This is a genomic window from Acidimicrobiales bacterium (assembly GCA_035630295.1).
Taxonomy (GTDB): Bacteria; Actinomycetota; Acidimicrobiia; order Acidimicrobiales; family Iamiaceae; genus Iamia.
Map to the genome: position 1 here is coordinate 11,480 of DASQKY010000023.1, position 26,830 is coordinate 38,309.

The 26,830-nt window shown below is 75.2% G+C and carries 27 protein-coding genes; 7 read left to right on the plus strand and 20 right to left on the minus strand.

All coding sequences use genetic code 11. From position 1 onward, the window contains the following. Positions 1-21: 21 nt before the first annotated feature. The 8 genes from VEW93_05835 to VEW93_05870 all read right to left on the minus strand — a co-directional run bounded on the left by VEW93_05835 (position 22) and on the right by VEW93_05870 (position 10,655). Positions 22-2,466, minus strand: a complete 2,445-nt coding sequence (locus VEW93_05835) for a hypothetical protein (protein ID HYI61307.1) — start codon at positions 2,464-2,466, stop codon at positions 22-24. After that, on the minus strand, positions 2,463-3,035 hold the full coding sequence (locus VEW93_05840; protein HYI61308.1) for a hypothetical protein: 573 nt from the start codon (positions 3,033-3,035) through the stop codon (positions 2,463-2,465). Before VEW93_05840 ends, VEW93_05835 begins: the two co-directional genes overlap by 4 nt. 90 nt (positions 3,036-3,125) lie before the next feature. Further along, entirely contained in the window at positions 3,126-3,692 is a 567-nt protein-coding gene (locus tag VEW93_05845; GenBank protein ID HYI61309.1) for an alpha/beta family hydrolase, read from the minus strand. Then, a complete protein-coding gene (locus tag VEW93_05850; GenBank protein HYI61310.1) occupies positions 3,689-4,393 on the minus strand; it encodes a hypothetical protein in 705 nt (234 codons plus the stop codon). Before VEW93_05850 ends, VEW93_05845 begins: the two co-directional genes overlap by 4 nt. A gap of 48 nt (positions 4,394-4,441) precedes the next feature. Beyond that, positions 4,442-5,557, minus strand: coding sequence for a hypothetical protein (locus VEW93_05855; protein ID HYI61311.1), 1,116 nt, complete (start codon positions 5,555-5,557; stop codon positions 4,442-4,444). Between the two features lie 129 nt (positions 5,558-5,686). Further along, entirely contained in the window at positions 5,687-6,166 is a 480-nt protein-coding gene (locus tag VEW93_05860; GenBank protein HYI61312.1) for a hypothetical protein, read from the minus strand. Positions 6,167-6,279: 113 nt separating this feature from the next. Continuing rightward, entirely contained in the window at positions 6,280-9,069 is a 2,790-nt protein-coding gene (locus tag VEW93_05865) for an ATP-dependent DNA helicase UvrD2 (protein ID HYI61313.1), read from the minus strand. Further along, on the minus strand, positions 9,066-10,655 hold the full coding sequence (locus VEW93_05870) for a Ppx/GppA phosphatase family protein (GenBank protein HYI61314.1): 1,590 nt from the start codon (positions 10,653-10,655) through the stop codon (positions 9,066-9,068). The genes VEW93_05865 and VEW93_05870 overlap by 4 nt, the downstream gene beginning before the upstream one ends. Positions 10,656-10,777: 122 nt before the next feature. On the opposite strand from VEW93_05870, the gene glpX reads away from it, so the two are divergent. Together glpX and arsC are read left to right on the plus strand one after the other, a co-directional pair. After that, positions 10,778-11,773 (plus strand): class II fructose-bisphosphatase, encoded by a 996-nt coding sequence (glpX, locus tag VEW93_05875; protein ID HYI61315.1) that lies wholly within the window; start codon positions 10,778-10,780, stop codon positions 11,771-11,773. A gap of 83 nt (positions 11,774-11,856) precedes the next feature. Continuing rightward, a complete protein-coding gene (gene arsC / locus VEW93_05880; GenBank protein ID HYI61316.1) occupies positions 11,857-12,207 on the plus strand; it encodes an arsenate reductase (glutaredoxin) in 351 nt (116 codons plus the stop codon). A 326-nt stretch (positions 12,208-12,533) separates the two neighbouring features. On the opposite strand, the gene atpC is transcribed toward arsC, so the two are convergent. The 10 genes from atpC to VEW93_05930 all read right to left on the minus strand — a co-directional run bounded on the left by atpC (position 12,534) and on the right by VEW93_05930 (position 20,146). Next, positions 12,534-12,935 carry an ATP synthase F1 subunit epsilon gene (gene atpC / locus VEW93_05885; GenBank protein HYI61317.1) on the minus strand — a complete coding sequence of 134 codons (402 nt, stop codon included), beginning with the start codon at positions 12,933-12,935 and terminating at the stop codon, positions 12,534-12,536. Positions 12,936-12,940: 5 nt separating this feature from the next. After that, positions 12,941-14,383: a F0F1 ATP synthase subunit beta gene (gene atpD, locus VEW93_05890; protein ID HYI61318.1), complete on the minus strand. Its 1,443-nt coding sequence runs from the start codon at positions 14,381-14,383 to the stop codon at positions 12,941-12,943. Positions 14,384-14,405: 22 nt separating this feature from the next. Beyond that, positions 14,406-15,368 carry a F0F1 ATP synthase subunit gamma gene (locus VEW93_05895; GenBank protein HYI61319.1) on the minus strand — a complete coding sequence of 321 codons (963 nt, stop codon included), beginning with the start codon at positions 15,366-15,368 and terminating at the stop codon, positions 14,406-14,408. A gap of 26 nt (positions 15,369-15,394) precedes the next feature. Continuing rightward, entirely contained in the window at positions 15,395-16,918 is a 1,524-nt protein-coding gene (atpA, locus tag VEW93_05900; protein ID HYI61320.1) for a F0F1 ATP synthase subunit alpha, read from the minus strand. A 60-nt stretch (positions 16,919-16,978) separates the two neighbouring features. After that, positions 16,979-17,509, minus strand: coding sequence for an ATP synthase F1 subunit delta (gene atpH / locus VEW93_05905; protein ID HYI61321.1), 531 nt, complete (start codon positions 17,507-17,509; stop codon positions 16,979-16,981). Then, on the minus strand, positions 17,509-18,216 hold the full coding sequence (gene atpF / locus VEW93_05910) for a F0F1 ATP synthase subunit B (GenBank protein ID HYI61322.1): 708 nt from the start codon (positions 18,214-18,216) through the stop codon (positions 17,509-17,511). The genes atpH and atpF overlap by 1 nt, the downstream gene beginning before the upstream one ends. Before the next feature lie 32 nt (positions 18,217-18,248). Continuing rightward, positions 18,249-18,506 carry an ATP synthase F0 subunit C gene (gene atpE, locus VEW93_05915; GenBank protein ID HYI61323.1) on the minus strand — a complete coding sequence of 86 codons (258 nt, stop codon included), beginning with the start codon at positions 18,504-18,506 and terminating at the stop codon, positions 18,249-18,251. Positions 18,507-18,616: 110 nt separating this feature from the next. Beyond that, the gene (atpB, locus tag VEW93_05920) at positions 18,617-19,378 is read right to left on the minus strand and encodes a F0F1 ATP synthase subunit A (protein HYI61324.1); all 762 of its coding nucleotides are present in this window, start codon (positions 19,376-19,378) and stop codon (positions 18,617-18,619) included. 7 nt (positions 19,379-19,385) lie between these two features. Further along, positions 19,386-19,841, minus strand: coding sequence for an ATP synthase subunit I (locus VEW93_05925; protein ID HYI61325.1), 456 nt, complete (start codon positions 19,839-19,841; stop codon positions 19,386-19,388). Continuing rightward, positions 19,838-20,146 (minus strand): AtpZ/AtpI family protein, encoded by a 309-nt coding sequence (locus tag VEW93_05930; GenBank protein HYI61326.1) that lies wholly within the window; start codon positions 20,144-20,146, stop codon positions 19,838-19,840. Before VEW93_05930 ends, VEW93_05925 begins: the two co-directional genes overlap by 4 nt. A gap of 233 nt (positions 20,147-20,379) precedes the next feature. On the opposite strand from VEW93_05930, the gene VEW93_05935 reads away from it, so the two are divergent. After that, a complete protein-coding gene (locus VEW93_05935; protein ID HYI61327.1) occupies positions 20,380-20,724 on the plus strand; it encodes a zf-TFIIB domain-containing protein in 345 nt (114 codons plus the stop codon). Positions 20,725-20,750: 26 nt separating this feature from the next. Here VEW93_05935 and VEW93_05940 read toward each other — a convergent pair whose 3' ends face one another. Both VEW93_05940 and VEW93_05945 read right to left on the minus strand, forming a co-directional pair. Continuing rightward, on the minus strand, positions 20,751-21,335 hold the full coding sequence (locus tag VEW93_05940) for a hypothetical protein (protein ID HYI61328.1): 585 nt from the start codon (positions 21,333-21,335) through the stop codon (positions 20,751-20,753). A gap of 104 nt (positions 21,336-21,439) precedes the next feature. Continuing rightward, entirely contained in the window at positions 21,440-22,951 is a 1,512-nt protein-coding gene (locus VEW93_05945) for an acetyl-CoA acetyltransferase (GenBank protein HYI61329.1), read from the minus strand. A gap of 155 nt (positions 22,952-23,106) precedes the next feature. On the opposite strand from VEW93_05945, the gene VEW93_05950 reads away from it, so the two are divergent. From VEW93_05950 to VEW93_05965, 4 genes are all read left to right on the plus strand, one after another. Then, a complete protein-coding gene (locus tag VEW93_05950; protein HYI61330.1) occupies positions 23,107-23,715 on the plus strand; it encodes a hypothetical protein in 609 nt (202 codons plus the stop codon). Beyond that, positions 23,715-24,260 carry a ribose 5-phosphate isomerase B gene (gene rpiB, locus VEW93_05955; protein HYI61331.1) on the plus strand — a complete coding sequence of 182 codons (546 nt, stop codon included), beginning with the start codon at positions 23,715-23,717 and terminating at the stop codon, positions 24,258-24,260. Before VEW93_05950 ends, rpiB begins: the two co-directional genes overlap by 1 nt. Before the next feature lie 80 nt (positions 24,261-24,340). Beyond that, positions 24,341-25,597, plus strand: a complete 1,257-nt coding sequence (gene glyA / locus VEW93_05960) for a serine hydroxymethyltransferase (GenBank protein HYI61332.1) — start codon at positions 24,341-24,343, stop codon at positions 25,595-25,597. Positions 25,598-25,732: 135 nt separating this feature from the next. Next, complete coding sequence (locus VEW93_05965; protein ID HYI61333.1) at positions 25,733-26,821, plus strand: MraY family glycosyltransferase; 1,089 nt, start codon at positions 25,733-25,735, stop codon at positions 26,819-26,821. Positions 26,822-26,830: the final 9 nt, after the last annotated feature.

Here is a 26,830-nt window from a genome sequence, read left to right on the forward strand (position 1 = left end):
CCCGGGGTGGGCGGCGGCCGGTCAGAAGCCGGGTCGGGCCGCCCGGGAGACCAGCTCCTCCGAGGCCAGCAGGGTGGCCACCAGCACCTGCTCGCCCCGGGGCCGGAGCACCCGGGCCCGCCAGTAGGCCAGGGCGGCGGCGTCGGGGGCGCGGCCCACGACCTGCCGGAAGCGGGCGGTGACCACCCGTCCGGCCCACTCGGCGCTGGCCAGCAGGGTGCGGGCCAGGCGCGTGGGCCCGTCGGCGTCGACGCGCGGCTCCCAGTAGGCGAGGGAGGAGGCGTCGGGCAGGCGGCCGACCAGGGCCACGTAGAGGCCCTCGATCACGGCCGCCGCGGTGGTGGTCGAGCCCGAGGCCCCCCGGGAGAACTGGGCCAGGAGGACGAAGGCGGCCTCCCACCGGCGCCCGGCCAGGGCCAGCAGGAACCGCAGGTCGCCGGGGCTGTACGACCCGCCCACCAGGACCTGGGCCGGGCGCCCGACGGCGGCCAGGCCGGCGGTCGGGCCGTCGACGATGGCTGCGGTGCGGGCGATGCGGGCCGCGGCCGACCGGCGGCTGCGGGCGATGCCGTCGAGCTCGGGCCCCGGCGCCGGCTCCCGGCCCCAGGCCGTGACGGCCACCGCGCAGGCCCAGCGGGCGGCGGCGCTCTCCTGGCACGGGTCGTCGATCGGCCCCGAGGGGGCGGCTCCGGCCGGGGGGCCGACCTGCTCGCCCGTGCCCTCGGAGGTGAAGGCCAGGTCGCTGAGCAGGGCCCGGCCCGACGGGGTGCGGTCGAAGCGCACCTCGACGGAGCGCACGGCGGTGAGGTCGACGCCGGTGAAGGCCGACAGCGGCACCCGGACGCCGTTGAGCACGGCGTGGCGGACCACGCTGTCCGGGCGGCGGGCGAAGGCCGAGGAGAAGGCGCCGACCGGCACGGTGGCCGAGGCGCCGGTGGTGTCGGTCAGGCGGAGCGAGGCGTCCTGCCGGTCGCGACGGTCGTTGCGGGCATCGGCGGGGAAGGCGACGCGGAAACGGAGGCCGTCGTAGCCGCTGACGTCGACCCCGGCGGGGTCCAGGTCGGCCCGCACCGTGGCCGTGGGGGCGACCCAGCCCACGTCGAGGACGGCGGCGCTGCCGGGCACGTCGCCCCCTCCCGGGCAGGGGGGGACCACCGAGCCCAGCTCCCCGTCGCCGAAGCGGGGGCCGCAGACCAGCCCGGTGGTGGTCGAGGTGACGGCGCCGGGCCGGAGCTGCGGGCCGAGGCGGGCGTCCTCCCCACCGGCCCACCGGGCCAGCTCCAGGCGGTCGCCGCCGTGGTGGGCGACGGCCCAGCGGGCGGGCCCGGCCGAGGGCGGGACCTCGGTGACCCCGGTGACGAAGGGCTGGAGCACGGCCTCGTCCAGCACGAAGCGCCGCAGGAAGCCGCCCATGACCGTGGCCCCGGCGGCGGCCTGCTGCGGCCCGGTCAGGCGGCCCGGCCCCTCGGGGCGACACGGCTCCGAGTCGTCCGGCGGGCCGTCGAGGAAGCTGTACTCGGAGTCGTCGCCCGAGGCCGGCCCGGTGGTCCAGACCGTGTTGAAGAAGTTGTGGTTGGCCCCGTGGAGCAGGGTCGTCTGCTTCACCGACGTGTCCCCGGGGCTGCCGTAGCGGCCGTCGTCGTAGTACGCCGCCCCCTGGAGGTCAGACACGTCGCCGTCGCAGAAGGGCAGGACGACCTGGAGGTGGACCCCACCCAGGACCCGACGGGCGAAGTCCACCGGGGCCAGGGCGACCACGGCCCGGATGCCGTAGGGGGCGCCCCGGCGCTGGTTGAGCTGGGCCGCGGCCACCACCCCCTCGCCACCCCGGGAGTGGCCCATGAGGCCCACCCGGCCCAGGTCGACGTGGCCCACGAACCGGCTCCCGAAGGGCCCGGTGGCCGCCGTGCCCCAGGCCTGCCACAGCCGCAGGTGCTCCAGCACCAGCTGGGCCCGGGCGGCGGCGCCGCCATCGGCGGTGTAGCTGTCGACGGCGTTGACCCCGTTGGCCCCGATGGAGACCACGATGGTGCCGTGGCTGGCCAGCAGGCGGCCCAGGGCGTCGTAGCCCCGGTAGCTGGGCACCTCGGGCCGGGCCGCCGGGCACGGCCACTCCAGCGACACGTCGTCGCCGGCGGCGCAGGTGGCGTGGCGGCCGTGCTGGAGGACGACCACGGGCGCGGTGCCGGCCACCGCGGCCGGGGCGTAGACCTTGGCCCGGACCTCGACCGGGGCCGGGAACCCGTCGGGGCGGAAGGCCCGGTCGCCCAGGTCGTACTCCAGCTCGTCGACCGCCTGGGGCCCGAGGGCGCCGGGGTCGGGGCCCGTGCCCGGGGCGGGGACCAGGGCGGCCACCGGCCCGAAGGGGGCGGCGGCCGGGGCCGGGGCCGAGGGGGCCAGGACGGCGACGGCGGCCAGGGCCACGGCGACGGCCAGGAGGCGGCGGGGCGGGCGGGCGGTGCTCACCGGACGGCCTCCAGCGCGCCGGCGGCCACGGGCTCGGAGCCCTCCCAGCGGTAGGTGACGGCGGCCCCGGCCACCAGGCCGTCGGCCGAGGGCACCACGACGACCAGGGCGCTCAGGTCGGGCGGGGTCACCGCGGTCCCGAGGTCGCGGCCAGCCACGGCGATGGTGGCCCGCGCCGTCCGGGCCGGGAACGGTCCGGGGACGCGGACCCGCCACACCGCCCGCCCGTCGGCCAGGACCACACGGTCGGCGGTGGGCCCCCCGGCCCGGGCCACGGGGGCCGGAGCGGGGGCGGTGACGGCGGCCAGGAGCTGGCTGGCGTCGAGGCCCTCGACCGGGGACGGGCCGGGGTCTCCGGGCGGGGCGACCGTCGTGGTCGGCTCGCCACCGGCGGTCGGGGGCGCCGCCGGTCCGGAGGCCGGGCCGGGTGCGGCCGGGCCCGGGGGCGCGGCGGTCGGGCCGGCGGCCACGGTGGCCCGGTCGTCGTCACCGGAGCCGCAGGCGGTCCCGCTCACCAGGGTCGCGACCACCAGCACGGCGCCGACCACCCACCCCATCCGTCCACCCAAGGCCCGCTCCTCACGCAGACGATCAGCGGCCCAGTGTGGTGCGGCGTGCCCCGGCGGTCAATCGACCTCCGACCCTCCGGCGGGGCGGGCTCAGGCCAGGGTGGGTAGCCAGTCGGCCACCGCGGCGGCGATGGCGCCGTCCATCCCCTTGGGGTCGTGGCCGGCGCCGTCCAGCCACACGTGGGTGACCGGGCCGGGGATGGAGGCGGTGGCCGCCTCGACCTCCTCCGGCGTGCCGAAGGGGTCCCGGGTGCCGGCCACGAACAGGCACGGCACGTCCAGGGCGGGCAGGTGCTCGGTGCGGAGCCGGTCAGGCTTGCCCGGCGGGTGCAGGGGGTAGCTGAGCAGGACGAGCCCGGCGGCCGGGAGGCCCTCGGCCACCGCCATCGAGCACATGCGGCCGCCCATGGACCGGCCCCCCAGCACCAGGGCCTCGGGGTCGACGCCGGCCCGACCGGTCAGGGCCGCGGCCTCCTCCACGATGCAGGCCACCAGCTTGGGGGCCCGATCGGGGGCCTTGCGCCCCTCGCGCCGGTACGGGAAGTCGACCCGGGCCACGGGCAGGGGGGCGACGGCGCCCTCCACCGCCACCAGGGTGTGGTGGTCGCGCCCGGCCCCGGCGCCGGGGGTCAGCAGGAGGGCCCCGGGAGCGGTCACGAGGCCAACAGGATGCGGCGAGCCTCGGTGAGCTCGGCGATCCGCTCGGGGGCCTGGGCCCGGCCGCCGCCGTGGTCGGGGTGGGCGACTCGCAACAGCTCCCGGAACCGGGTCTGGACCGCCCTCCGGTCCGGGGTGGGGCCGACCAGGCCGAGGACCCCGAGGGCCCAGGCCTCGGGGTCCGCGTAGCGACCGACCGCGGCCACCAGGCCGGCACCCCGCCCGCTGACCACGTCGAGGAGGTGCTGGTCGGCCGGGCCCCGCCACCGCAGACCCCGGCGCACGACCCGCATCACCGGGCCCCGGACCTCGATGGGGAGGCGGCCGGCGGCGTAGACCACGGCCAGCACCTGGGGCCCCGGCGACGTGCCCTCCGAGGTGTCGAGGTCGAGGTGCATGCGCTCGCCGTCGCCCACCAGGCGGTGGACCCGCCGGGTGAGCCCCACGTGGTCGGTCTGGAAGCGGTGGCGGAGGCGGGGCTGGGGGATGCGGTAGCCGTGCTCGAGCTGGTGGGTGAGCCGGTCGAGGTCGGCCAACAGGTCGGCGTCGACCCGGCCGACGAACGCCCCGGCCACCGCGCCCAGGAGGATGCCCCCGAAGCCGGGGGCGGGCGTCACCGGCAGCGTGCAGGAGCCGAGCGCCACCCTCCGGGTGGGGGCGATGGGGCGGGACTGGAAGACCTCCAGCTCGGCCAGCAACATCTGCTCACCGTACCGGCCGACCGCCCCCCGGGGGCCAGGGGAGCGGGCCTAGACCAGGGGCCGGAGCCGGGTCCGCAGGTCGCGGGCGGCCTCGGTGATCTGCTCGTCGGTGGACTCGGCCTCGGACAGCAGGGTGCGCAGGTCCGCCACCCGGGCCACCACGTCGTCCCAGTCGCCCGGAGCGAAGCCGAAGGGCAGGCCCATCTCGGCCACGGAGCCGGCGGCGTCGTCGAAGCGGACGGTGGCGGGCCGGTCGGTGGCGTCGTGGAGGAGGCGATCGGCGGAGACGAACAGCTCGGAGAGCACCTGCTGGGCGTCGGGCCCGTCGAGCTCCTCCTCAGTGGGCTGCTCGTCCTCCCAGGCCGCGGTGAGGGCCTCGATCAGCGCGTCGACCTGCTCCTCGTCGTCGACGCCGACGGCGATCTCGCGGTAGCCCCGCTGGTGGGGGATGCGGGCCTCGATCAGGGCCTCGATGAAGCGGTCCTCCAGGCCGAGGGGCCAGTCCCCCACCTCGTAGGTGACGGGCTCCACCCCGGGGGCCAGGTCCAGGGCGGTGCGCTCCTCGATCTCGTCGATGAGGTCGTCCACGGCGTCGGCGTTGGAGGCGTCGACCACCAGGGTGCTGGCCTCCCAGGCCCGGGGCACCCCCAGGGCGCCGAGCTGGTCGTCGAGCAGCTTGCGCTCCCGGGCACCCCAGTCCGCCAGCTCGAAGGCCATCTGGCCGGGCCCGTCGTCCTCGTCCTCGCCCTCCCCGTCCGGGCCGGCAGTCGCGCCCTCGGCCCCGTCTTCGTCAGCGTCTTCGTCGGCGGCGCCCTCATCAGCGTCCTCGTCGGTGGCCTCCACGGCCTCGACGTCCTCGGCGGTGGCGCCCTCCGCGCCCTCGATCTCCTCCGTCCCTCCGGCGCCCGGGTCGCCGTCGACGGCCTCGGCACCGGCCTCGGCCACCGCGGCGGTGGCTCCGCCGGTGGGGGCGGAGCCGTCGGCCGACCCGGTGGACTCCTCCGCCCCGGTGGCCGCCGGGCCTCCGCGGTCGTCAGGGCCGGCGTCGTCGAGGTCGTCGGCCCCTCCCACCACCCGGGCCACGTCGTCGCCGTCGGCGTCCGCCGGGCCGGTGGCGTCGCCGTCACCGGGGTCGTCGCGCCCGAGCAGGCGGCGGAGCTTCATCGGACCGACCTCACGGTCCGGCAGGTCACGGGGCGCGGGCGCATCGGACCAGTATCGCAGGCGTCAGCGCCAGCCAGCGTCGCCCCGCGGCCGGACGGCGCGCCGGTGGCGTCACCGCCGCCGGTGGCGTCACCCCTCGTCGGTGGCCCCCACGACCTCGGTGCCGTCCGTGACCACCATCTCGTCGGGGATGCGCTCGGTGGTGGAGTACCGCACGGCGCTGTCGCACAGGGCAGGCTCGGGCACCGCGTCACCGGCCGCGGCCCGGACCTCCAGGGCCACCCGCAGCCAGTCGCCGCCGGAGCGCTCGACCCGGTCGACCGCCGCGAAGCGCATGCGGGCCGGTCCCTCGCAGGCCAGCGGGGCGCCGGTCCACACCACGCGGACCGTCCGGCCGTCCAGGCCGACGGCCACCTCCTCGATGTCGGGCGACGGCCGCAGGGGGCCGGCGAAGGTGGCCGGGTCGACCTCGGCGGGGACGGTGGAGACGATCTGCGGCACGCGATCCCGGGGCGCGTCGGGGGGCGGGTCGCAGGCGGCCAGGGCGGGCCCGAGGGCCAGGACGGCCACCGCGCCGAGCAGGCGCCGGCCGCGGGAGGTGCGGAGCATGGGACGGCCTCCGGATGGGGAAGCGGGTACGGCACGCGTCGGCGCGCCGACACCCATGATGCCCCGGCGAGGTGGCGTCCGTCACGCGGCACCACCGCCGGTGTCACCGTCGGTCAGAGCGGGAGGCCGGCGGCGGGGGTCGGGCTGGCGCCGGGACCCGGGTCCTCGGCCGAGGCCACCACGGCCAGGACGGCCTCGCCGTAGCGGGCCAGCTTGGTGGGGCCGATGCCGGGCACCGAGGCCAGGGCGGCCAGGGTGGCCGGGGCCGCCTCGGCGATGGCCCGCACGGTGGCGTCGGAGGCCACCACGTAGGCCGGCACGCTGTCGGCCCGGCTGCGCTCCCTCCGCCAGGCCTTCAGCGCCTCCTCCCGGGCCGCGGCCACGCCCTCCAACGGGACCCCGGGCGCCGCTCGGCCGCCCTCGCGGCGGGGCCGGCCACCGGCGGCCGGGGCGGCAGGAGCCGGGGCGCCGGCCCGGCGGGCGGACCGCTCGGGCCGGTGGGGCGCCCGCCCCTCGAGCTCGGCCAGGAACGGCGAGAGCCGCCCGGCGTCGCCCAGCACCACCACCTCGTCGCGGGCCCGGGTCAGGGCCACGTGCAGGACGCGGCGCTCCTCCTCCTCGTCGAGGGCCAGGCGGTGGGGCAGGAGCCCGGCCGTGACCCCGGCGACCACCACCCGGGGCCACTCCCGGCCCTTGACCCGGTGCACGGTCGACAGCGTGACCGCGGCTTCGCCCCGCCGGGCCCCGCCCCGCAGCGAGTCCCGCAGCCAGGCCTCGAACCCGTCGAGGGCGGGGTGGAGGTCGGCCACCTGGATCAGGGCCTCCAGGTCGTCGAGCTGGCTGGAGCCCTCGCCCCCCTTGGAGCGGTCGAGGCCGGCCATGGCCTCGCCCAGCCCGACCTGGTCGCGGACGACCTCCAGGACCTGGCGGGTGGTGCGGCCGGCACGGGCCACGACGCCGAGGTCGGCGGCCAGGGCCGTGACCTTGTCGGCCACCTTGGCGTCGTCGATGCGGGAGGCGATGGCGGCCACCTCGGCCACGGTCATGGGCCGGCGGAACCACTTGGTGATCCACCGGGGCAGGCCCCGGCTGGGCCTCCGGTAGACCTCGGCCAGGTCGGCGGGGGCGATGGCCTGGGGCTCGGTGGCGATGCGCAGGTAGGCCAGGGCGGCCCGAGCCCCCGTGCGCTCCAGCAGGTCGGGCCCCACCGTCGAGCGCACGGGGATGCCCGCCTCGACCAGGGCCACGTGGGGCGCCAGGAGCAGGGCGTGGACCCGGCCCAGCACGGCGATGCCGTCCGGGTCGTGGCCGGCCTCCAACCAGCCCCGGACCGCGCCGACCAGGGCGTCGGCCCCGCCCGAGGGGGGATGCGCCACCACCCGCACGGCGCCGGGGTCGGAGGCGGCGTCGGCCCGGGGGCGGATGACCTTGGCCACCCGGCGGTGGTTGTACGACAGCAGCGTGGCCGCGGCGGTGACGATGGGGGCGGCGCAGCGGTGGTTGACCTCCAGCGCGTGCTCGCCACCGCCCGGGAACCAGTGGGCGAAGTCGATGAGGAAGCGGGGATCAGCGCCGGCGTGGCCGTAGATGACCTGGTCGTCGTCGCCCACGCCGAACACGTCGAGGGGGGGGCCGGCGACGAGGCGCAGCAGGAGCACGTGGGCCGGCGTGAGGTCCTGGAGCTCGTCCACCAGCACGTGGCGGTGGCGGGCCTGGACTCGCCGGCGCAGGTGGCCGTCGCCCAGCAGGGCCTCGATGGCCGCCGCCACCTGCTCGTCGAAGTCCACGGCGCCCCGGCGGGCCAGCTCTTGGCGGTAGGGCCCGACCAGGGCCGCGAAGCCGGGCACGTCGCCCCGCTCCTGCTCGACGACGGCCGGGTCGCGCAGGCCCAGGCGGACCTCGGTGAGGGCCTCGATGTAGGCCGCGGTGGGGTCGGTGTTGGCCCGGTGCTGCCGGGAGGGGGCGAGGCCGTCGAGGATGCGGCGCACCTCCCGCTCGTCGAGCACCGGGGGGGCGCCGTCGCGGGCCTGGGCCAGGATGCCGTAGGCCAGCCCGTTGAGCGTCTGGACCCGGGCGCCCAGGCCGGCGGTGCGCTCGACCATCTCGTCGCGGGCCTTCACGTTGTAGGCCACGGCCAGCACCGAGCCGGGCTCCCAGCCCCGGTCGACCAGCAGGTGGCGCAGGCGCTCGGTGAGCACCCGGGTCTTGCCCGACCCGGCGGGGGCCACGATCCGGGCCGGGCCCCGGCTGTGGGCCACCGCGGCCCGCTGGTCCTCCTCCAGGGCGGTGGCGACGACGACGTCGCTCCCGGGGCGGTGGGCGGGGTCGGAGGGGGTCAGGTCGGCGGTGGGGGGCGTCGGCTCGGGGGCGACGGCCAGGTGGCCGGCCTCGACCGACTCCCGATGGACCACGCCCAGCCCGCCCAGGTCGGCCCGGGCCAGGGGCTGGCGGGGCCCGCCGTCCACCCACAGGGCGGTGCCGTCGGCCAGGCGCAGGTCCCCGGGCCCGCCGGGGGTGGCGACGGCCCCGTCGGCCAGGCGGGCGGCCTTGACCCCCCACCACCACACCGGCTCGTCACCCCTGGCGTCCCAGGTGTCGGCCCACAGCAGGAAGTGGAGCCGATCGCCGACCAGGTCCAGGTCGACACCCACCTCCCACGGGGTGGCGGAGATGTGCTCCGGCTCCCGGAACCGGGCCGGGTCGACGGCCAGGTCGATGACCAGCGGCCGCCGCTCGGCCCACGCCCCGTGCAAGGTTGCCACCAGTTCCGAGGGGGCGGCCAGGGCGGCCTCGTCGACCCGGACACGGGGGGCGTCGGCCCAGGCCGGGGGGGGCGCGGCGCCGTCGGCCACCACCACCGACCGGCCCAGCGGCCCGGGCCCCGGCCCCCCCGGCCCGCTCACGGCGCGTCGGCCCGGGTCGAGGCGCCGGCCCGGGTCGGGGCGCCGGCCCGGACGACCTCGACGGGCCGGTCGAGCACGTCGGCCAGCAGGTCGGAGCGCTCGGCCGCGGTGTGGAGCTCCAGGTCGACCTCGGCGCCGTCGGCCGGCGTGACCTCGACCACGACGGTGCCCCCGACGGCGCGGGCCCGCGCCGCCGCCACCCGCTGGCCGTGCGTGCGGTCGAGGCCGATGGCCACCCGCAGGAGGGCAGCCAGGGCCCGGACGACGGCCTGCTCCTCCGGGGCCAGGCGGGCGAACTCGGGGTGGCGGGCCTTGGGGGCGCTCTTGCGGTGGTAGCGGGCCACCAGGGCGATGCGCTCGATCTCGGCGTCGGTGAAGCCGACCAGCCGGTCGCTGTTGCGGATGACGTAGTAGGAGTGCTTGTGGTGGCCGTCGTGGCTGACGGCCAGGCCCACGTTGGCCAACAGGGCGGCCGCCTCCAGGTGGTCGCGGCTCTCGGCGTCGAGGCCGAGCAGCCCGGCCAGGTCGTCGTGGAGCTGGAGGGCCAGCGTGGCCACCCAGGCCGAGTGGGCCGGGTCCGGGTCGTTGGCGTCGGCCAGGTGGCGGACGCTGTGGCGGCCCACGTCGGTGACCCGGTGGAGCGAGCCGCCCCGGACCCGCTCCAGGGTGTCGATGAGCACGCCCTCCCGCAGGGCCGCCTCGCTGAGGGTGAGCTCCTCGACGCCGAGGCGCTGCACCACCCCCTCGAGGATGAGGGCGCCGGCGGTGATGATGTCGGCCCGCTTGGGGTCGAGGCCCTCCACCTGGTCCAGGGTGCCCTTGCGGGCGGCCCGGGCCAGCTCGGCGGCGACCTCGCCGATCTCCCCGGCGGTGGCCGTGGCGCCGTTCCAGGTGCGGGCCGGGTCGTCGTCGCCGGCCCGGCGGCGGGCCAGGCGCACCACCTGCTCGATGGTGCCCGAGGAGCCGACCGCCACCTCGAAGCCCACCCGGCGCACCTCCCGCTCGAAGGCCACCAGGGCGCCCCTCACGTGGCGCCGGCAGGCCTCGATGTCGGACTTGGACGGCGGGCCGTCGGCGAAGAAGCGGTTGGTGAGCCGGACCGCCCCCAACTTGAGGGACCGGGCGGCCCGGGCCTCGCCCCGCAGCCCGAGCAGCAGCTCGGTGCTGCCGCCGCCGATGTCGCACAGCAGGAGGGGCCGCTCGTAGACGGGCAGGGCCGACAGCACGCCCAGGTGGATGAGCCGGGCCTCCTCCACGCCGGAGACGACCTCGACCTCCACGCCGGCCTGGCGCCGGGCCCGGCGCAGGAAGTCGTCGTGGTTCTCGGCCTCCCGGACGGCCGAGGTGGCCACGGCCCGCAGCTCGGCGCCGTGGGCGTCGGCCAGGCGCCGGAACCGGCCGAGGGCGGCCACGCCCCGCTCGACGGCCTCGGGGGCCAGAGTCTTCATGTCGCCCGCGCCCTGGCCCAGCCGGACCTGCTCCTTCTCGCGGGTGATGACCTCGAAGCGGTCGCCGTCGACGACGCGGGCCACCACCAGGTGCAGCGAGTTGGTGCCGACGTCGACGGCGGCGAGCACCTCAGCCATCTCCGGCAACCTACCGGTCCCCCGCGACACCTCCGGCCGGTCGCGCCGCAGGCCTGGCAGGGGCTGCCGACGGCGATCCCGGCCGTGATCGGTTCCCGGTGCCCTCCACTACTGTCGATCGCATGACGCCCGAGAAGCAGGTACCGGACCGCAACCTGGCCATGGAGCTGGTCCGGGTGACCGAGGCGGCGGCCATGGCGGCCTCGCGGTGGATGGGCCGGGGCGACAAGATCGGGGCCGACGGGGCGGCGGTGGACGCCATGCGGATCGTCCTGGACACCGTGGCTATGGACGGCATCGTCGTCATCGGCGAGGGCGAGAAGGACGAGGCGCCCATGCTCTACAACGGCGAGCGCATCGGCGACGGCACGCCCCCGCAGACCGACATCGCCGTCGACCCGGTGGAGGGCACGACCCTCACCGCCCTCGGTCGCGGCGGCGCCATCTCGGTGATCGCCGTCTCCGAGCGGGGCAGCATGTTCAACCCGGGGCCCTGCGTGTACATGGAGAAGCTGGCCGTCGGGCCCGAGGCCGCCGGCCTGGTCGACGTGACCGCCCCGGTGGCCGACAACCTGCGGGCCGTGGCCAAGGCCAAGGGCGAGTCGCTGCGCGACGTCACCGCGGTGGTGCTCGACCGGCCCCGCCACGACCAGCTCATCGCCGAGATCCGGGAGGCCGGGGCCCGCATCCGCCTCATCCAGGACGGCGACGTGATCGGCGTGGTGTCCACGGCGTGGCCCGAGGCCGGGGCCGACATCCTCTTCGGCATCGGCGGCACCCCCGAGGGGGTCCTGGCCGCGGCGGCCATGAAGTGCATGGGCGGCGAGATCCAGGGCCGGCTGTGGCCCCGGGACGAGGACGAGCGCCAGACCGCGGTGGACGCCGGCTACGACCTGTCCCAGGTGCTGCTCACCGACGACCTGGTGCAGGGCGACAACTGCTTCTTCGCCGCCACCGGCATCACCGACGGCGAGGTCCTCCGGGGCGTGCACTACACGGCGTCGGGGGCGACCACGCAGTCGCTGGTCATGCGGTCCAAGTCGGGCACCGTGCGGCGCATCGACGCCCGCCACCGCACCGACAAGCTCCAGGAGTTCAGCTCCATCGACTACGGCTGAGCGGCCGTCCCGAGCCGCACCCCGCCATCCCGTCGCCCCGCCCGCCGGTCCACCCAACCCGGCGCCACCCCTCGGAGGATCCCTTGCCGGACGCCACCATCTGGCACAACGCCCGCTGCTCCAAGTCTCGCCAGGCCAAGGCCATCCTCACCGAGGAGCTGGCGGTCGAGGTCGAGGTGCGCGAGTACCTGAAGGAGCCACCGACCCGCGAGGAGCTGGTGGGGCTGATGGGCATGCTCGGCATCGACGACCCCCGGGCCATGATGCGCACCGGGGAGGACGCCTACCGGCAGCTGGGCCTGGCCGACGCCAGCTCCGACGAGCTGCTGGACGCCATCGTCGAGCACCCGGTCCTGCTGGAGCGCCCCATCGTGGTCCGGGGCCGCTCGGCGGTCATCGGCCGCCCCCCGGAGCAGGTCACCTCGTTGTTCTGACCGGCGGCGCGGTCGCCCTCGGCCGCGCCCGTCCCGGCGACCAGCTGGCGCCCGCTGTGTCGGCCGGCCTCGGGGGCCCTTCGGCGCGCCGACATGACGCCAGACGCGTCGAACCCGCCGGCGGGGGGGAGGGACCGGCGGGCTCGATGCGGGTGGTTTGCTGCAGCCACTTTCGGATTGAGGCCGGCAAGGCGGGGTTTCGACGACCTCGCAACTGCAACGTGGGCCATGTTGCCCGCCTCCCAGGAGGCCCAAACCTCCCCCCAAAAAGATTTTCTCGGCGGGCGGGCTGGTGTTGTCCGGGCGCGCGAAGCGCTGACGGTCGGTCAGGCCGAGGTGAGGGTGCCCTTGGCGCGGAGGCGGGTCTCGGCGCGCTGGAGGGCGGCCTGGTTCTCGTCGTCGTGGGCCTCCTGGAGGGCCTTCTCGGCCCTCTCCTTGGCCTGGCGGGCCCGGTCCTCGTCGATGTGGTCGGCCAGCTCGGCCACGTCCGAGAGGATCGAGACCCGGTTGTAGCTCACCTCGACGAAGCCGCCGTGCACGGCCACCCGCACCGTCTCGCCGTCGGCGCCCAGGATCTCGGTGACCCCGATGCCCAGGGCGCCCACGAACGGGGCGTGGCCGGTGAGGAAGGCGATGTCGCCCTCGCCGAGGGTGCGGGTGATGACCCGCTCGGCCTCACCCGACCAGAGGATGGCTTCGGGCGAGACGACCTGGACCTCGAGCGCCACGACCCTCAGCTCCCGCGCTGGAGCTGCTCGGCCTTCTCGCGGGCGGCGTCGGCGCCACCCACGTTCAGGAAGGCCTGCTCCGGCAGGTCGTCGAGGTCGCCCTGGACCAGGGCCTCGAAGGAGTCGACCATCTCGTCCACCGGCGTGGTCACGCCGGGCAGGCCGGTGAAGGTCTCGGCCACGTACATGGGCTGGGACAGGAAGCGCTGCACCTTGCGGGCCCGGGACACGGTGATGCGGTCCTCCTCGGACAGCTCGTCGAGGCCCAGGATGGCGATGATGTCCTGCAGCTCCTTGTAGCGCTGGAGGATGCGCTGCACCTCGCGGGCCACGTTGTAGTGGCGGTCGCCCACCACCTCGGGGGCCAGGATGGTGGAGGTGGAGGCCAGCGGGTCCACCGCCGGGTAGATGCCCAGGGCGGCAATGTCGCGGGAGAGCTCGGTGGTGCCGTCGAAGTGGGTGAAGCTGGTGAACGGTGCCGGGTCGGTGTAGTCGTCGGCCGGCACGTACACCGCCTGCAGGGAGGTGATGGACCGGCCCCGGGTCGAGGTGATGCGCTCCTGCAGCTGGCCCATCTCGTCGGCCAGGGTGGGCTGGTAGCCCACGGCCGAGGGCATGCGGCCCAGCAGGGTCGACACCTCGGAGCCGGCCTGGGTGAAGCGGAAGATGTTGTCCACGAACAGCAGTACGTCCTGCTGCTGCACGTCCCGGAAGTACTCGGCCATGGTCAGGGCGGACAGGGCCACCCGCAGGCGCACGCCGGGCGGCTCGTCCATCTGGCCGAAGCACAGGGCGGCCTTCTCCAGCACGCCCGCCTCCTCCATCTCGATGAGGAGGTCGGTGCCCTCACGGGTGCGCTCGCCCACCCCGGCGAACACCGACACGCCGCCGTGGTTCTGGGCCACCCGGCGGATCATCTCCTGGATGAGCACCGTCTTGCCCACGCCGGCCCCGCCGAACAGGCCGATCTTGCCGCCCTGCTTGTACGGGGTGAGCAGGTCGATGACCTTGATGCCGGTCTCGAACATGGTGGCCGACGGCTCGAGGGTGTCGAAGGCGGGGGCGTCGCGGTGGATGTCCCAGCGCTCGGCCACCTCGCCCAGCTCCTCGGAGGAGATGTCGAGGGGCTCGCCCAGCACGTTGAACACGTGGCCCAGGACCACGTCGCCCACCGGCACCGAGATGCCCCGGCCGGTGTTGCGCACGGTGACACCGCGGCGCAGGCCGTCGGTGGGCTTCAGGCACACGACCCGCACCCGGTTGTCGCCGATCTGCTGGGCCACCTCACCGCCGATGACGATGGGGTCGCCGTCGTTCTCGACGGTCATGGAGACGGCGGTGTTGATCTCGGGCAGGGCGTCGGGCGGGAACTCCACGTCGACCACGGGGCCGGCGATGGCCACCACCCGGCCCTCGGGGAGGGTCTTCGGCTCGTCGATGACGGTCATGTCACGGTCTCCTGGGGGGTGCTCAGCGGGCGAGCGAGTCGGGAAGCAGGTCGTGGACGCCGCCGATGCGGTCGACGAGGAGGTCCTCGCCGCCGCCGGCGCCCTCGCGCAGGGACTCCGCCCCGCCGATGATCTCCATGATCTCGGTGGTGATGGCGTCCTGGCGGGCTCGGTTCATGGCACGGCTGAGCTTCACGATGAGCTCCTCCGCGTTGTCGGTGGCGGACTTCATGGCCCGCTGGCGGGCCGCGTGCTCCGAGGCGGCCGACTCCAGCAGGGCGGCGTACAGGCGGGCCTCGGCGTAGCGGGGCAGCAGCCGGTCGAGGATCTCGGCCGGGCTGGGCTCGAACTCGTAGTCGGCGGTGGGGCCCTCGGTGACGGCCTCGTCGACCTCGCTGGTGTCGATGGGGAGGTAGGTGGCCTCGGTGGCCCGCTGGACGCCGAGGGACACGAAGCGGGTGTAGAAGAGCGCCACCCGGTCGATGTCGCCCTCGGCGAAGCGCTCGGTGACCGCCCCGGCCACGGCCCGGGCGTCCTCGTAGGTGGGCTCGTCGGTGAAGCCGCCGAAGCTGGCCGCGATGTCGTGGCCCCGGAAGCGGAAGTAGGCATCGGCCTTGCGGCCCACGGTGACCAGGGTGACCTGCTGGCCCGCCTCCCGGGCCTCGGTGAGGGCCCGCTCGGCCAGGCGGATGATCTGGGTGTTGTAGCCCCCGGCCAGGCCCCGGTCGGCCGCCACGACCACGATGCCCACCGAGCGGACCTCGTCGCGGGCCTCCAGCAGGGGCGAGCCCCGGCCGGCCCCGGCCCGGGCCAGGTTGCCGATCACCTCGGTGATCTGCTCGGCGTAGGGCCGGGCGGCGGCGACCCGCTGCTGGGCCTTGACGATGCGGCTGGCGGCGATGAGCTCCATCGCCTTGGTGATCTTCTTGGTCGACTGGACGGACTTGATGCGCCGTCGCAGCGTCCTCTCCTGGCCTCCGGCCATGCGGTGCTCCTACCTGCCCCGGTCCCTCAGGCCTCGCCGTCGGGGGCGAAGTCGTGGGTGAAGGCCTCGATGGCGGCGGTCAGGGCGTCCTCGTCGGGGATCTTCCCGTCGTCCCGGATGGCGTCGAGGATGTCGCCGTGGCGGGTCCGGAACCAGGTGATGAGGTCGGTCTCGTACTCCTTGACCCGGGGCACCGGGACCGAGTCGAGGTGGCCCCGGGTGCCGGCGTAGAGCACCAGCACCTGCTCCTCCACCGGGAGGGGCGAGTTGAGGCCCTGCTTGAGCAGCTCGGTGAGGCGGTAGCCCCGCTCCAGGGTGGCCTGGGACACCTTGTCCAGGTCGGAGCCGAACGAGGCGAAGGCCTCCAGCTCGCGGAACTGCGCCAGGTCACCCTTGAGGGTGCCCACCGCGGTCTTCATGGCCTTGATCTGGGCCGCGCCGCCCACCCGGGACACCGACTGGCCCACGTTGATGGCCGGCCGCACGCCCGACTTGAACAGGTCGTCCTCCAGGAAGACCTGGCCGTCGGTGATGGAGATCACGTTGGTGGGGATGTAGGCCGAGATGTCGCCGGCCTTGGTCTCGATGATGGGCAGGGCGGTCATGGACCCGGCGCCGTTGGCGTCGGACAGCTTGGCCGCCCGCTCCAGGAGCCGGCTGTGCAGGTAGAAGACGTCGCCGGGGTAGGCCTCGCGGCCCGGCGGGCGGCGCAGCAGCAGCGACACCTGGCGGTAGGCCTCGGCCTGCTTGGACAGGTCGTCGTAGACCACCAGGGCGTGCTCGGCGTTCTCCATCCAGTGCTGGCCCATGGCGCAGCCGGCGTAGGGGGCCAGGTACTTGTAGGGCGCCGGGTCCGAGGCCGGGGCCACCACCACGACCGTGTAGTCCATGGCGCCGTGGCTGGCCAGGGTGGCCACGGTCTGGGCCACGGTGGAGGCCTTCTGGCCGATGGCCACGTACACGCACTTCACCCCCAGGCCCTTCTGGTTGAGGATGGTGTCGATGGCGACGGTGGTCTTGCCCGTCTTGCGGTCGCCGATGATGAGCTCGCGCTGGCCCCGGCCGATGGGGGTCATGGCGTCGATGGCCTTGATGCCGGTCTGCAGCGGCTCGTGCACCGGCTTGCGCCCGGTGATGCCCGGGGCCTGGATCTCCATGCGCCGGTCCTGGACGTTGGTCAGGGCGCCCTTGCCGTCGATGGGCTGGCCCAGGGTGTTCACCACCCGGCCCAGCAGGCCGTCGCCGGCCGGGACCGAGAGGATCTGGCCGGTGGCCCGGACCGACTGGCCCTCCTCGATGCCCTGGACGTCGCCCAGCACCACGGCGCCGATCGACCCCTCGTCCAGGTTCAGGGCCAGGCCCGTGGACCCGTCCTGGAACTCCAGCATCTCGTTGACCGCGCAGTCGGGCAGGCCCTCGACGCGGGCGATGCCGTCGCCCACCTCGATGACCCGGCCCACCTGGGCCGCGGCCATGTCGGGCGTGAAGCCCTCCAGGTTCTTGCGGAGGGCAGCGGTGATGTCTTCGGGGGTGATGGTGAGCTCAGCCATCGGCTCGCTTCCTGGGTTCGCACCGGCTCGGGGCCGGCGCCGGAGTGGTGACGGGTGGGCCTAGAGAGCAGCGCGGAGCTGCTCGAGGCGGCGGCGGACGGTGCCGTCGATGACGGTGTCGCCGACCTGGGCGACGAGGCCGCCCTGGACGGTCGGGTCCACGATGACCTTGACCTCGACGTTGCGGTCGGTGGCCCGGCCGAGGGCCTCGGCCAGCCGTGAGGTCTGCTCGTCGGTGAGGGCCACGGCCGAGCGGACGTCGGCCACCGCCTTCTGGCGGGAGGCGGCGCTGCGCTCGACCAGCGCGTCGACGATGGCGGGGAGATCCCGCGCCCGGCCGTTGCCGACCACCAGACCCACCAGGTTCACGGTGGTCGGCTGGGCCTTGCCGCCCAGCAGGTCGACCACGACCTGCTGGCGGCGTGCGGGCTCGATGTGCGGGTCCGAGAGCGTGCCGAGCAGCTCGTCGTTGCCCCGGATGACCTGGGCGACGCGGAACAGCTCGTCCTCGACCTCGCCCAGGGGGTCCTCGGCCCGGGCGAGGAGGAAGGCCGCCTCGGCGTAGGCGTCGATGATCCGGGGCTCGGCCATCAGCGGGACGCCCCCACCTGGTCGATGTAGGCGTCGATGAGGGCCCGGTTGGCCTCGGTGTCGAGGCTGGCCTCGACCACCCGCTCGGCGGCCCCGATGGCGATGGACGCCACCTCGCCCCGCAGGTCGGCCAGGGCCTGGGCCTTGGCCGCCTCGGCCTCGGTGGCGGCCCGCTGCCGGATCTCGACGATCTCGGCGTCGAGGGCCGCGACCCGCTCGGCGCGAAGGGTGTCCGCGGTCTGGCGGGCCTCCTCGATGATGCGGGTGGCCTCGGCCTTGGCGTCACCCAGTTGGGCCTCGTAGCCGGCCTTGACCTGGTCGGCCTCGGACCGGGTGGCCTCGGCGGCCTCGATGTCGCCCCGGATCTTCTCGGTGCGCTCGTTCATGGTCTTCTTGATGGCCGGGTAGCCGAAGAAGCCCAGGGCCCCGAACACCACCAGGAAGCCGAAGGCGCCCCAGATGATCTCGTTGGTCTCGGGGAGGATCGGGCTCGGGGCGGCCCGGCACTCGTCGATGGTGCCCCCCTCGGCCAGGATCTCGATGCACTCGGCGTCGGAGTGGGTGGCCCCGTTCTCCTCGGCCTCGTGGATCACATCCTCGACCGGGTTGGCCCCCGCCTCACCCTCCGCGGCCGAGGCCGGGGACGAGAAGGCGAGGATGGCGAGCACCGCGGCAGCGGCGGTGAGCAAGAGGCGGATGCGACGCATGCGCAGTCCTTTCTCTGTCGACGAGGACAGGATCAGGCGCCCTGGCCGAGGAAGAAGACCACGAAGCCGATGAGGGCCAGGGCCTCCACGAAGGCGATGCCCAGGAACATGGTGGTGCGCACCATGCCGGCCGCCTCGGGCTGGCGGGCCATGGCCTGGACCGACTGGCCGACCAGGTAGCCGATGCCGATGCCCGGGCCGATGGCGCCGAGGCCGTAGGTCAGGGCGGCCAGGCCCTTGTTGGTGATGCCGCTGGTGGCGGCGGTCTCAGCAGCTTGTGCGAGGAGCATGGGGCTCAGTTCCTTCTTCCTGGTGGGGTCGGTGTCGGCGAAGCCGAGTCCGCTAGGGCGGGGGGTGGGGTCGGAGGACGTGGGTCTGTGAGGGGAGAGGATCGGGAGGATCAGTGGTCGTGGCTGACGGCCGAGCCGAAGTACACGCCGAAGAGCAGCGTGAACACGTAGGCCTGCAGGAACGAGACCATGACTTCGAAGGCGGTGAAGAACACCACCGCGAAGGCGGGGAGGGGCAGGAAGACGGCGGTCCAGTCCGCGGTCCACAGCCCGGCGCTGAGCACCGCGAAGGTGACGAGCAGGATGTGGCCGGCCAGCAGGTTGGCGAAGAGACGGACGGTGTGGCTGAACGGCTGCACCAGGAACTTCGAGACGAACTCGATGAGCACCACCAGCGGCAGCAGGAAGACCGGCACCCCCGGGGGGACCAGGGCGGCCTTGAGGTAGCCGAAGCCGTGCTCCTTGAACCCGGCGCCGTGGTAGATCACGTAGCAGAGCAGGGCCAGGAACAGGGGCAGGGCGATGCGGGCCGAGGCCGGCATCTGGATGACCGGGATGACCTCGAAGATGTTGGTGAAGAAGATGAAGAAGAACAGCGACAGCATGAAGGGCGGGAGCCACTTGCGGTCGTTGTGGCCCACGGTGGGCTCGATGAGCTGCTGCTCGACGAACTCCACCGAGATCTCGGCCAGGTTCTGGGCCCCCGTGGGCACCAGCTGCTTGCGGTTGCCCAGCGCGAAGATCAGGAGCGTCAGGGCCATCGCCAACATGTAGATCAGCGCGACCTTGTTGAACTCGTAGATCTCGCCGTCTCCGAAGAAGCCGGGCCAGTCGACGATGTGACCGAGGGGGGGGAACTCCAGCGCGAACACGTCGGCGCTACTCCTTCACGAGGTCGGGCTTGAGGCCGGGGAAGGCCAGGGAGGCAGAGACGAAGCGGGTCTCCCACACGAGGAGGCCGAGGTGGCCCACCACCAGGGTGAGGCCGAGGGGCAGGGGCTCGATCCACGGCTGGTCGCCCACCAGGAGGACGACGCCGGAGATGATCCCGAGCCGGATCAGGAAGCCGAACAGGGCCACCCCCATGACCAGGGCGTAGCTGATGCGGGCGGCCCAGGACTGGAGGGCGGCGGCGGCCACGAAGTTGCCCAGCACCAGGGCCAGGGCCAGGGCCACCGAGGCCAGGCCCTCGAGGTTCCAGCCCAGGAGGCCCACCAGGAGGGCCAGGGGAGCCACCTTGAGCCCGCGGCGGACCAGGTCGCGGATGATCTGGCCCTCGGGGGCGGGGGCACCGGAGGTGTCGCGGGTGGCGAAGGCGGGGGCCGGAGCCGTCATCGGGCCCTCCCCGAGGGCTTCGGCGCCGGCGCGACGGGGGCCGGGGCCACGGACCGGGGGGCGGTGGCGGCGGTGCCCTCGTGGGCGGCCATGTCCTTGTCGTAGCCCAGCTTGATCTTCACCCCGGTGCCGACCACGCCGATGGCGGCGACGGCGATGGTGAAGAGCGGGCTGGTGCCGGCCACCCGGTCGATGATCCAGCCCACGAACCCGAAGACCAGGGGGGTGAGGGCCAGGTCGACACCGCGCCCGAGGGCGTCGCTGAACCCTCTGTTCAGGTCTTGCCTGGCACGCAGGTCGAACACTCGAGCACCTTGGAGAGAGCGGCCCCGGGAGCCCGGGACCGGCGCTTGTGAACCAAGGCGCAAACTAGGGGGCGCTCCTCCCCCGCCGCAAATCTTCACATGCCGGCAACACGGCGCACGCCCGGCGGCTCCCGCCGTGAGGGCCCGCGCGGCCCGTCCTCGGCCGCACCACCGGCTCCCGACCGTTCAGCCGCGGGCGGCCACGGCCCCGCCCCCTCGGTACGCTCCCCCCCATGAAGTGCCCCGTGTGCGACGTCGGCCTCTCCATCTCCGCCCGTGAAGGGGTGGAGATCGACTTCTGCCCCCAGTGCCGTGGCGTGTGGCTGGATCGGGGCGAGCTGGACAAGATCCTGGACCGGGTGGCGGTGGTGGCCCCCGCCCCCGAGGTCCCCGCCTCGCCGCCCCCGGCCCCCTACGCCGAGCCGCCCCGCTACGCCGACCGTCCCCCCGAGCCCCGCTACGACGACCGGCCGCGGTACGACGACCGGCCCCGCTACGACGAGCACCGCCGGCCCGAGGGCGACCACTACAAGAAGAAGCGCCGCAAGTCGATGCTCGACGACCTCTTCGACTTCTAGCCTCCGGCGGGCGACCGGACGGCGGGTCAGGACAGCGCGTCGAGGCCGGCGCGCAGGCCGGTGAGCTCGTCGGTGACGCCGCGCAGGTCGGCCTCCACCGCCTCCACCCCGGCCGAGGGCGAGAGGGCCAGCTCGGCGGCCCGGGCCACCGCCGCCTCCAGGCGGACCTGGAGCAGCTCCAACCGCCCGTCCAGCTCCTCCCGGGTGTTGAGGATGCGCTGCACCGACTCGAACCGGGCCCGGTGCACCTCCACCAGCTCGGGGTCGGCGTCGTGGCGGCGACGGGCCTCCTTGTAGGCCGCGGTCACGGCGACGGGGTCGAGGGTGGTCGCCACCTCGTCGAGCCGCCGGGCCTGCAGGGCCGCCTGGTAGACGGCCACGGCACCGGCGTCGACCCGGGACCCGAGGGCGGCCACCCGGTCGCGGACCGGGCCCTCGGGCCGGCTGGCCACCAGGCCCCGGTAGCGCACGGCGGCAGCCACCGCCCCGTCCACGGCCGGCAGCAGGCGGGGTGGCACCGCGGCCCGGTCGATGGCCGCCAGCGGGTCGGCGGGCGCGGCCCCGGGCAGCGGGGAGGCGCTCTCCTCTCGGCCCCGGCGGAACAGACCCATCGCCCGACCCTACGACGGCCCGGCACCCCGCTCACCCCGAACCCGGCACGAAAGTGCCCGACATCCCGGCTCTTCCGTGCCCGGTTGGGCGCCGGGGGGAGCCGTCAGAGGCGGAGGTCGCCCTCGGCGGTGCGGTGGGCGGCCACGCCGACGGGCTCGTCCTCGGTGACCAGGGCCATCACGTCCTCGGCCGTGCTGGTGGCCCAGGCCCGGTCGCCGGCGGGCGTCCGCACGGCCAGGAACGCCTTCTCGGGGGCGCCGTCGCGGTCGTACATCACCGTGGCCCCCTCGATGCGCACCGCCCCCTCCCAGTCGGCCACCAGCTCCACCGACCCGACGTCGTCGACCTCGGCCTGGCAGTCGCGGGCCATGAACCGGCCCCGGGGCGGCGGGTCCGTCGAGTAGACGCCGAAGGCGTGCTTGGTCAGGAACCCGCCGTTGGCGGTGACGAAGCCCACCGACCCGGCGTCGCCCCGCAGCACCTCGGCCATGGTGGCGATGGAGTGCGACACGTAGTCGTTCCACGGCCCCCCGGCGAAGCTCAGGCCCCCGGTGACGGTGAGCTGCCGGTCGAGGCCCAGGCCCAGCTCGGCCGCCGCCACCTGCACGGCCGAGGGGAAGCACGAGTAGACGTCCACGTGGGCCAGGTCGTCGACCCCCACGCCGGCCAGGCGCAGGGCCTCGGTCCCGGCGATGCCGATGGCCGGCGAGCGGTGCAGGGCCACCCGGTTGCCCACGAACCAGGTGTCGTGGGCATCGGTGCCGGTCCACGGGAACACCCACCGCTCCGCGGGCACGCCCAGGGCCCGGGCCCGCTCCACCGAGCACACCAGCAGGGCGGCGGCCTGCTCCACGCTGTTGTTGGAGTTCATGAGCTTGGGGTACGGGTGGCCGATCATGCGGTTGCCCGGCGTGACCGTGCGGATCTCCTCGGCGGTGCGGGGTTCGCGGATCCAGGCGTGGGGGTTGGCCGCCGCCACCGCGCTGAACCGGGCCCACAGCTCGGAGACCACCGCCTGGTGCTCCTCCTGGGTCCGGCCCGCCGCGGCCCGCACCGCGCTCTCGAAGATGGGGTAGTGGGTGACGGGCAGGAACAGGCCCCGGCTGATCTCGTCCGGCGAGGCCAGGGGGGTGTCGTCACCCAGCCGCTCGGTGGGCACGACGTCGTCGCCCTGGGCCGTCCAGCCCCGGTCCTGGCCCGAGGCCCGGGCCGCCTGGCGGGTGCGCCAGGCCTCGGCCCCGCCGATCAGCACCAGGTCGGCCCGCCCGGCGGCGATGTCGGCCCCGGCCCGGTTCACCAGCGTCTGCGGGTAGTTGCCGCCGGCCACCGTGGTCCACCGCCGGCGGGGCTCGGCCCCCAGGGCGGTGGCCACCAGGGCCGCCGGGTCCCGGTAGCGCCAGGACAGGATGTCGACCACGGCGACGGTGTCCAGGCCGGCCAGCAGGGCCGCGGGGTCGGCCACGCCGCTGTCGTCGGCGGCCACCCGGGCCGCTCGGGCCAGCATGGTCGTCGGCTCGGCCGGATCGTCGCCCCGGTCGGTGCGCACGTTGAGCTGGCCCACCCCGACCAGCACAGGCAGGCGGGGATCGAGGTCGCGGGCGACGGGCGTCGACATGGCGGCGGGCCTCCGGCGGGACGGGCACCTGGCGGGCGGACGATCGGACCCCCGCGGACCGGGCCAGCGCGGGCCGGGCCGGGCCCGTCGACGCGCCCCGCGTCGGGGGTGGCTGGACGGTAGGGGCGAGCCGGGCGCTCACTACAATCCGACCCATCGCCCCCGTCGACGTCCTCGTCCTCTGCACCGGCAACCAGTGCCGCTCGCCCATGGGCGAGGCCCTGCTCCACCACCGCCTGGCCGCCGCCGGCATCGACGCCCACGTCCACTCGGCCGGCCTGGTGTCCGAGGGCGTGCCGGCCTCGGCCCACGGGGTGCGGGCCCTGGCCAAGCGGGGCGTCGACCTCGGCGCCCACCGCAGCCGGGCCCTGACCCCGGAGATGGTGGCCCAGGCCGACCTGGTCATCGGCATGGCCCGCGAGCACGTCCGCGAGGCCGTGGCCCTCCGGCCCGAGGCCTTCCCCCGCACCTTCACCCTGCGGGAGCTGGTGCGCCGGGCCGGCGCCGTCGGCCCCCGCCGCCCCGTCCCCGGGGCCGACCCCGGTGCCGACGCCCTCGAGCCCCTCGACGCGTGGCTGGCCCGGGTCAGCGCCGGGCGCCGGCCCACGGACCTGCTCGGCGAGCACCCCGGCGACGACGTGGCCGACCCCATGGGCATGTCCCGCCGGGCCTACGAGCGCTGCGCCACCGACATCGAGGACCTGGTCGAGGGCCTGGTGGACCTGGCCTTCCCGGTCCGCCGGTCGCGGTCATACTCGGCCTGATGCGCATCGCCATCGGCTCCGACCACGCCGGCTACGACCTCAAGGCCCACCTGGTGGCCTTCCTGCGCGACGCCGGCCACGACGTCGTGGACGCCGGGACCGACTCGGCCGAGTCGGTCGACTACCCGGCCTACTGCGCCGCGGTGGCCCGGGCCGTGGCCGCCGGCGCCGTCGACCGGGGCATCGTCATGGGTGGCTCCGGCCAGGGCGAGCAGCTGGCCGCCAACGCGGTGCGGGGCGTGCGGGCCGCCCTGTGCAACGACCTGTTCACCGCCCGCCTGAGCCGCCTCCACAACGACGCCAACGTGCTGTCGATCGGGGGCCGGGTGGTGGGCACGGCGCTGGCCGAGGAGATCGCCACCACCTGGCTGGCCACCGAGTTCGAGGGCGACCGCCACGTGCGCCGGGTGGAGCAGCTGGCCGAGCTGGCCTCCCTGTCCGACGTCCCCGACGCCCAGGACGCCCTCATCGACCGCCTGGCCCCCGGCGCCACCGCCCGGGCCCGGGGCGAGGGCTCGCCGGCGCCCGACCCCACCTACCCGTAGCCCCCCTCCCCCTCCCCCTCCCCCTCCCCCTCGCCCGTCGGCCCGGCCGACGACGTCCCGCCCCTCCCGAGGAGACCCCGATGCCCTGGCCCCCCGTCGACGACACCGAGCTCTCGTCCATCGTCCAGGCCGAGGTCGACCGCCAGAACAGCACCCTCCAGCTCATCGCCTCGGAGAACTTCACGTCCCCGGCCGTGCTGCGGGCCACCGGGTCGGTCCTCACCAACAAGTACAGCGAGGGCTACCCCGGCAAGCGCTACTACGGCGGCAACGAGGTCATCGACCGGGCCGAGGAGCTGGCCCGCGACCGGGTCAAGGCCCTGTTCGGCGCCGAGCACGCCAACGTCCAACCCCACTCCGGGGCCAACGCCAACATGGCCGTCTACCTGGCCATGCTCCAGCCCGGTGACGCGGTGCTGGGCCTCCGGCTGGATCAGGGCGGCCACCTCACCCACGGCTCGCCGGTGAACGCCAGCGGCATCCTCTACCGCTTCGCCTCCTACGGGGTCACCGCCTCCGACGAGCGCATCGACTTCGACCAGGTGCGGGACCTGGCCAAGCAGCACCAGCCCAAGATCATCGTGGCCGGGGCCACCGCCTACCCCCGGATCATCGACCCGGTGCCGTTCCGGGAGATCGCGGAGGAGGTCGGGGCCCTGTTCATGTTCGACGCCGCCCACGTGGCCGGGCTCATCGCCGGCGGGGTCCACCCCAACCCGGTGCCCCACGCCGACATCGTCACCTTCACCACCCACAAGACCCTGCGGGGCCCCCGGGGCGGCTGCATCCTGAGCCGGGCCGAGCACGCCGCGGCCATCGACAAGGCCGTGTTCCCGGGCTCGCAGGGCGGGCCCCTGGACCACGTCATCGCGGCCAAGGCGGTGGCCTTCGCCGAGGCCGCGCACCCCTCGTTCTCCGACTACGCGGCGGCGGTGGTGGCCAACGCCACCGCCCTGGCCCAGCGCCTGGCCGGCCACGGCCTGCGCCTGGTCTCCGGGGGCACCGACAACCACCTCATGCTGGTGGACCTGCGCAGCCTCGACCCCGAGCTGTCGGGCAAGAAGGCCCGCCTGGCCCTCGACCGGGCCGGCATCTCCCTCAACGAGAACACGGTGCCGGACGACCCCCGGCCCCCGTACATCACCAGCGGGCTGCGCATCGGCACGCCGGCGGTGACCACCCAGGGCATGGGCCCCGAGGAGATGGCCACCGTCGGCGACCTCATCCACCGGGTGCTGGTGGGCCGGGACGACGAGGCGGAGCTGGCCGCGGCGAGGGCCGAGGTCCAGGCCCTGTGCTCCCGGTTCGCGCCCTACCCCGACCTGGCCGCGGGCTGACCCCCGCCCCGACCCGGAGCGGGTGGCGCCGGCGTCCCCGACCCCGGGCCGGGCCGCTGTAGCGTCGCGGGCGATGCCGGCCGCCGCTCTCTCCGTGCGCCGCCCGTGAGGCCGTCCGCCCTCGACTACGGGATCGTGTTCGCGGCCGCGTTCGGCATCACCCTCGTCCTCACCCCGCTGGCCGGCGCCTTGGCCCACCGCATCGGCGCCCTGGCCTACCCGGACGAGCGGCGGGACCACCCCCGCCCCACCCCCTACCTGGGCGGGGTGGCCATGTTCCTGGGCCTGGCCGGGGCGCTGGCCGTGGCCTGGCAGCGGGACGCCTTCCGCGAGGTGTTCGACGGCTCGTCCGCCCTGGTCGGCGTCCTCGTCGGCGCGGCCATCGCCTGCGTGGTGGGCACCTGGGACGACGTGCGCGACGTCTCGCCACCGGCCAAGACGGCCGGCCTGGTGCTCTCCGGCTCGGCCCTCTACTGGATGGGCGCCTCCATGATCCTGTTCCGGGTGCCGTACCTGGACCTGATCGTGCTCTCCCCCGACCTGGCCCCCCTGGTCACCGTGGTCTGGGTCATGGGCATGGCCAACGCCACCAACTTCATCGACGGCCTCGACGGGCTGGCGGCCGGCATCGTGGCCATCGCCAGCGGGGCCATGTTCCTGTATTCCCACCGGCTGGTCGACCCGGCCGTCGACGTGCTGGGAGCCGACAACCCGGCGCCGCTGCTGACCATCATCGTGGTCGGCATCTGCGTCGGCTTCCTGCCCTTCAACTTCAACCCGGCCCGCATCTTCATGGGCGACGGCGGGGCGCTCATGCTCGGCGTGCTGACCGCGGCGTCGACCATCCTGGTCGGCGGCCAGACCGACCAGCCCTTCAGCGGGCAGGCCTACTTCTTCTACCTGCCCCTGGTCGTGCCCCTGGTGGTTATGGGCGTGCCCATCATCGACACCGCCTGGGCCATCGTGCGCCGGGCCAGCAAGGGCGTCAGCCCCGACACCGCCGACAAGAACCACCTGCACCACCGGCTCATGCGCCTGGGCCACGGGCAGCGCCGGGCGGTGCTGATCCTGTGGATGTGGACGGCCCTGCTGTCGGCCTTCGTCCTCTACCCCGTCTACAACGCCGGCCGGGGCGACGCCATGGTCCCCATCGGGGTGGCCGCCGCCGGCCTGGTGCTCTTCACCTACTTCCACCCCGGCGCCCGCCGCACCCGCGAGGGCTGACCCGGCCGC

Coding starts and splice junctions, on each gene's coding strand:
- VEW93_05850 (HYI61310.1), bottom strand. CDS start 4,393: ATGTTGCTGGCCGAGCTGGAGGTCTTCCAGTCCCGCCCCATCGCCCCC.
- VEW93_05855 (HYI61311.1), bottom strand. CDS start 5,557: ATGAAGCTCCGCCGCCTGCTCGGGCGCGACGACCCCGGTGACGGCGAC.
- VEW93_05860 (HYI61312.1), bottom strand. CDS start 6,166: ATGCTCCGCACCTCCCGCGGCCGGCGCCTGCTCGGCGCGGTGGCCGTC.
- VEW93_05870 (HYI61314.1), bottom strand. CDS start 10,655: ATGGCTGAGGTGCTCGCCGCCGTCGACGTCGGCACCAACTCGCTGCAC.
- glpX (HYI61315.1), top strand. CDS start 10,778: ATGACGCCCGAGAAGCAGGTACCGGACCGCAACCTGGCCATGGAGCTG.
- atpD (HYI61318.1), bottom strand. CDS start 14,383: ATGACCGTCATCGACGAGCCGAAGACCCTCCCCGAGGGCCGGGTGGTG.
- VEW93_05895 (HYI61319.1), bottom strand. CDS start 15,368: ATGGCCGGAGGCCAGGAGAGGACGCTGCGACGGCGCATCAAGTCCGTC.
- atpA (HYI61320.1), bottom strand. CDS start 16,918: ATGGCTGAGCTCACCATCACCCCCGAAGACATCACCGCTGCCCTCCGC.
- atpH (HYI61321.1), bottom strand. CDS start 17,509: ATGGCCGAGCCCCGGATCATCGACGCCTACGCCGAGGCGGCCTTCCTC.
- atpF (HYI61322.1), bottom strand. CDS start 18,216: ATGCGTCGCATCCGCCTCTTGCTCACCGCCGCTGCCGCGGTGCTCGCC.
- atpE (HYI61323.1), bottom strand. CDS start 18,506: ATGCTCCTCGCACAAGCTGCTGAGACCGCCGCCACCAGCGGCATCACC.
- VEW93_05925 (HYI61325.1), bottom strand. CDS start 19,841: ATGACGGCTCCGGCCCCCGCCTTCGCCACCCGCGACACCTCCGGTGCC.
- VEW93_05935 (HYI61327.1), top strand. CDS start 20,380: ATGAAGTGCCCCGTGTGCGACGTCGGCCTCTCCATCTCCGCCCGTGAA.
- VEW93_05940 (HYI61328.1), bottom strand. CDS start 21,335: ATGGGTCTGTTCCGCCGGGGCCGAGAGGAGAGCGCCTCCCCGCTGCCC.
- VEW93_05945 (HYI61329.1), bottom strand. CDS start 22,951: ATGTCGACGCCCGTCGCCCGCGACCTCGATCCCCGCCTGCCTGTGCTG.
- rpiB (HYI61331.1), top strand. CDS start 23,715: ATGCGCATCGCCATCGGCTCCGACCACGCCGGCTACGACCTCAAGGCC.
- glyA (HYI61332.1), top strand. CDS start 24,341: ATGCCCTGGCCCCCCGTCGACGACACCGAGCTCTCGTCCATCGTCCAG.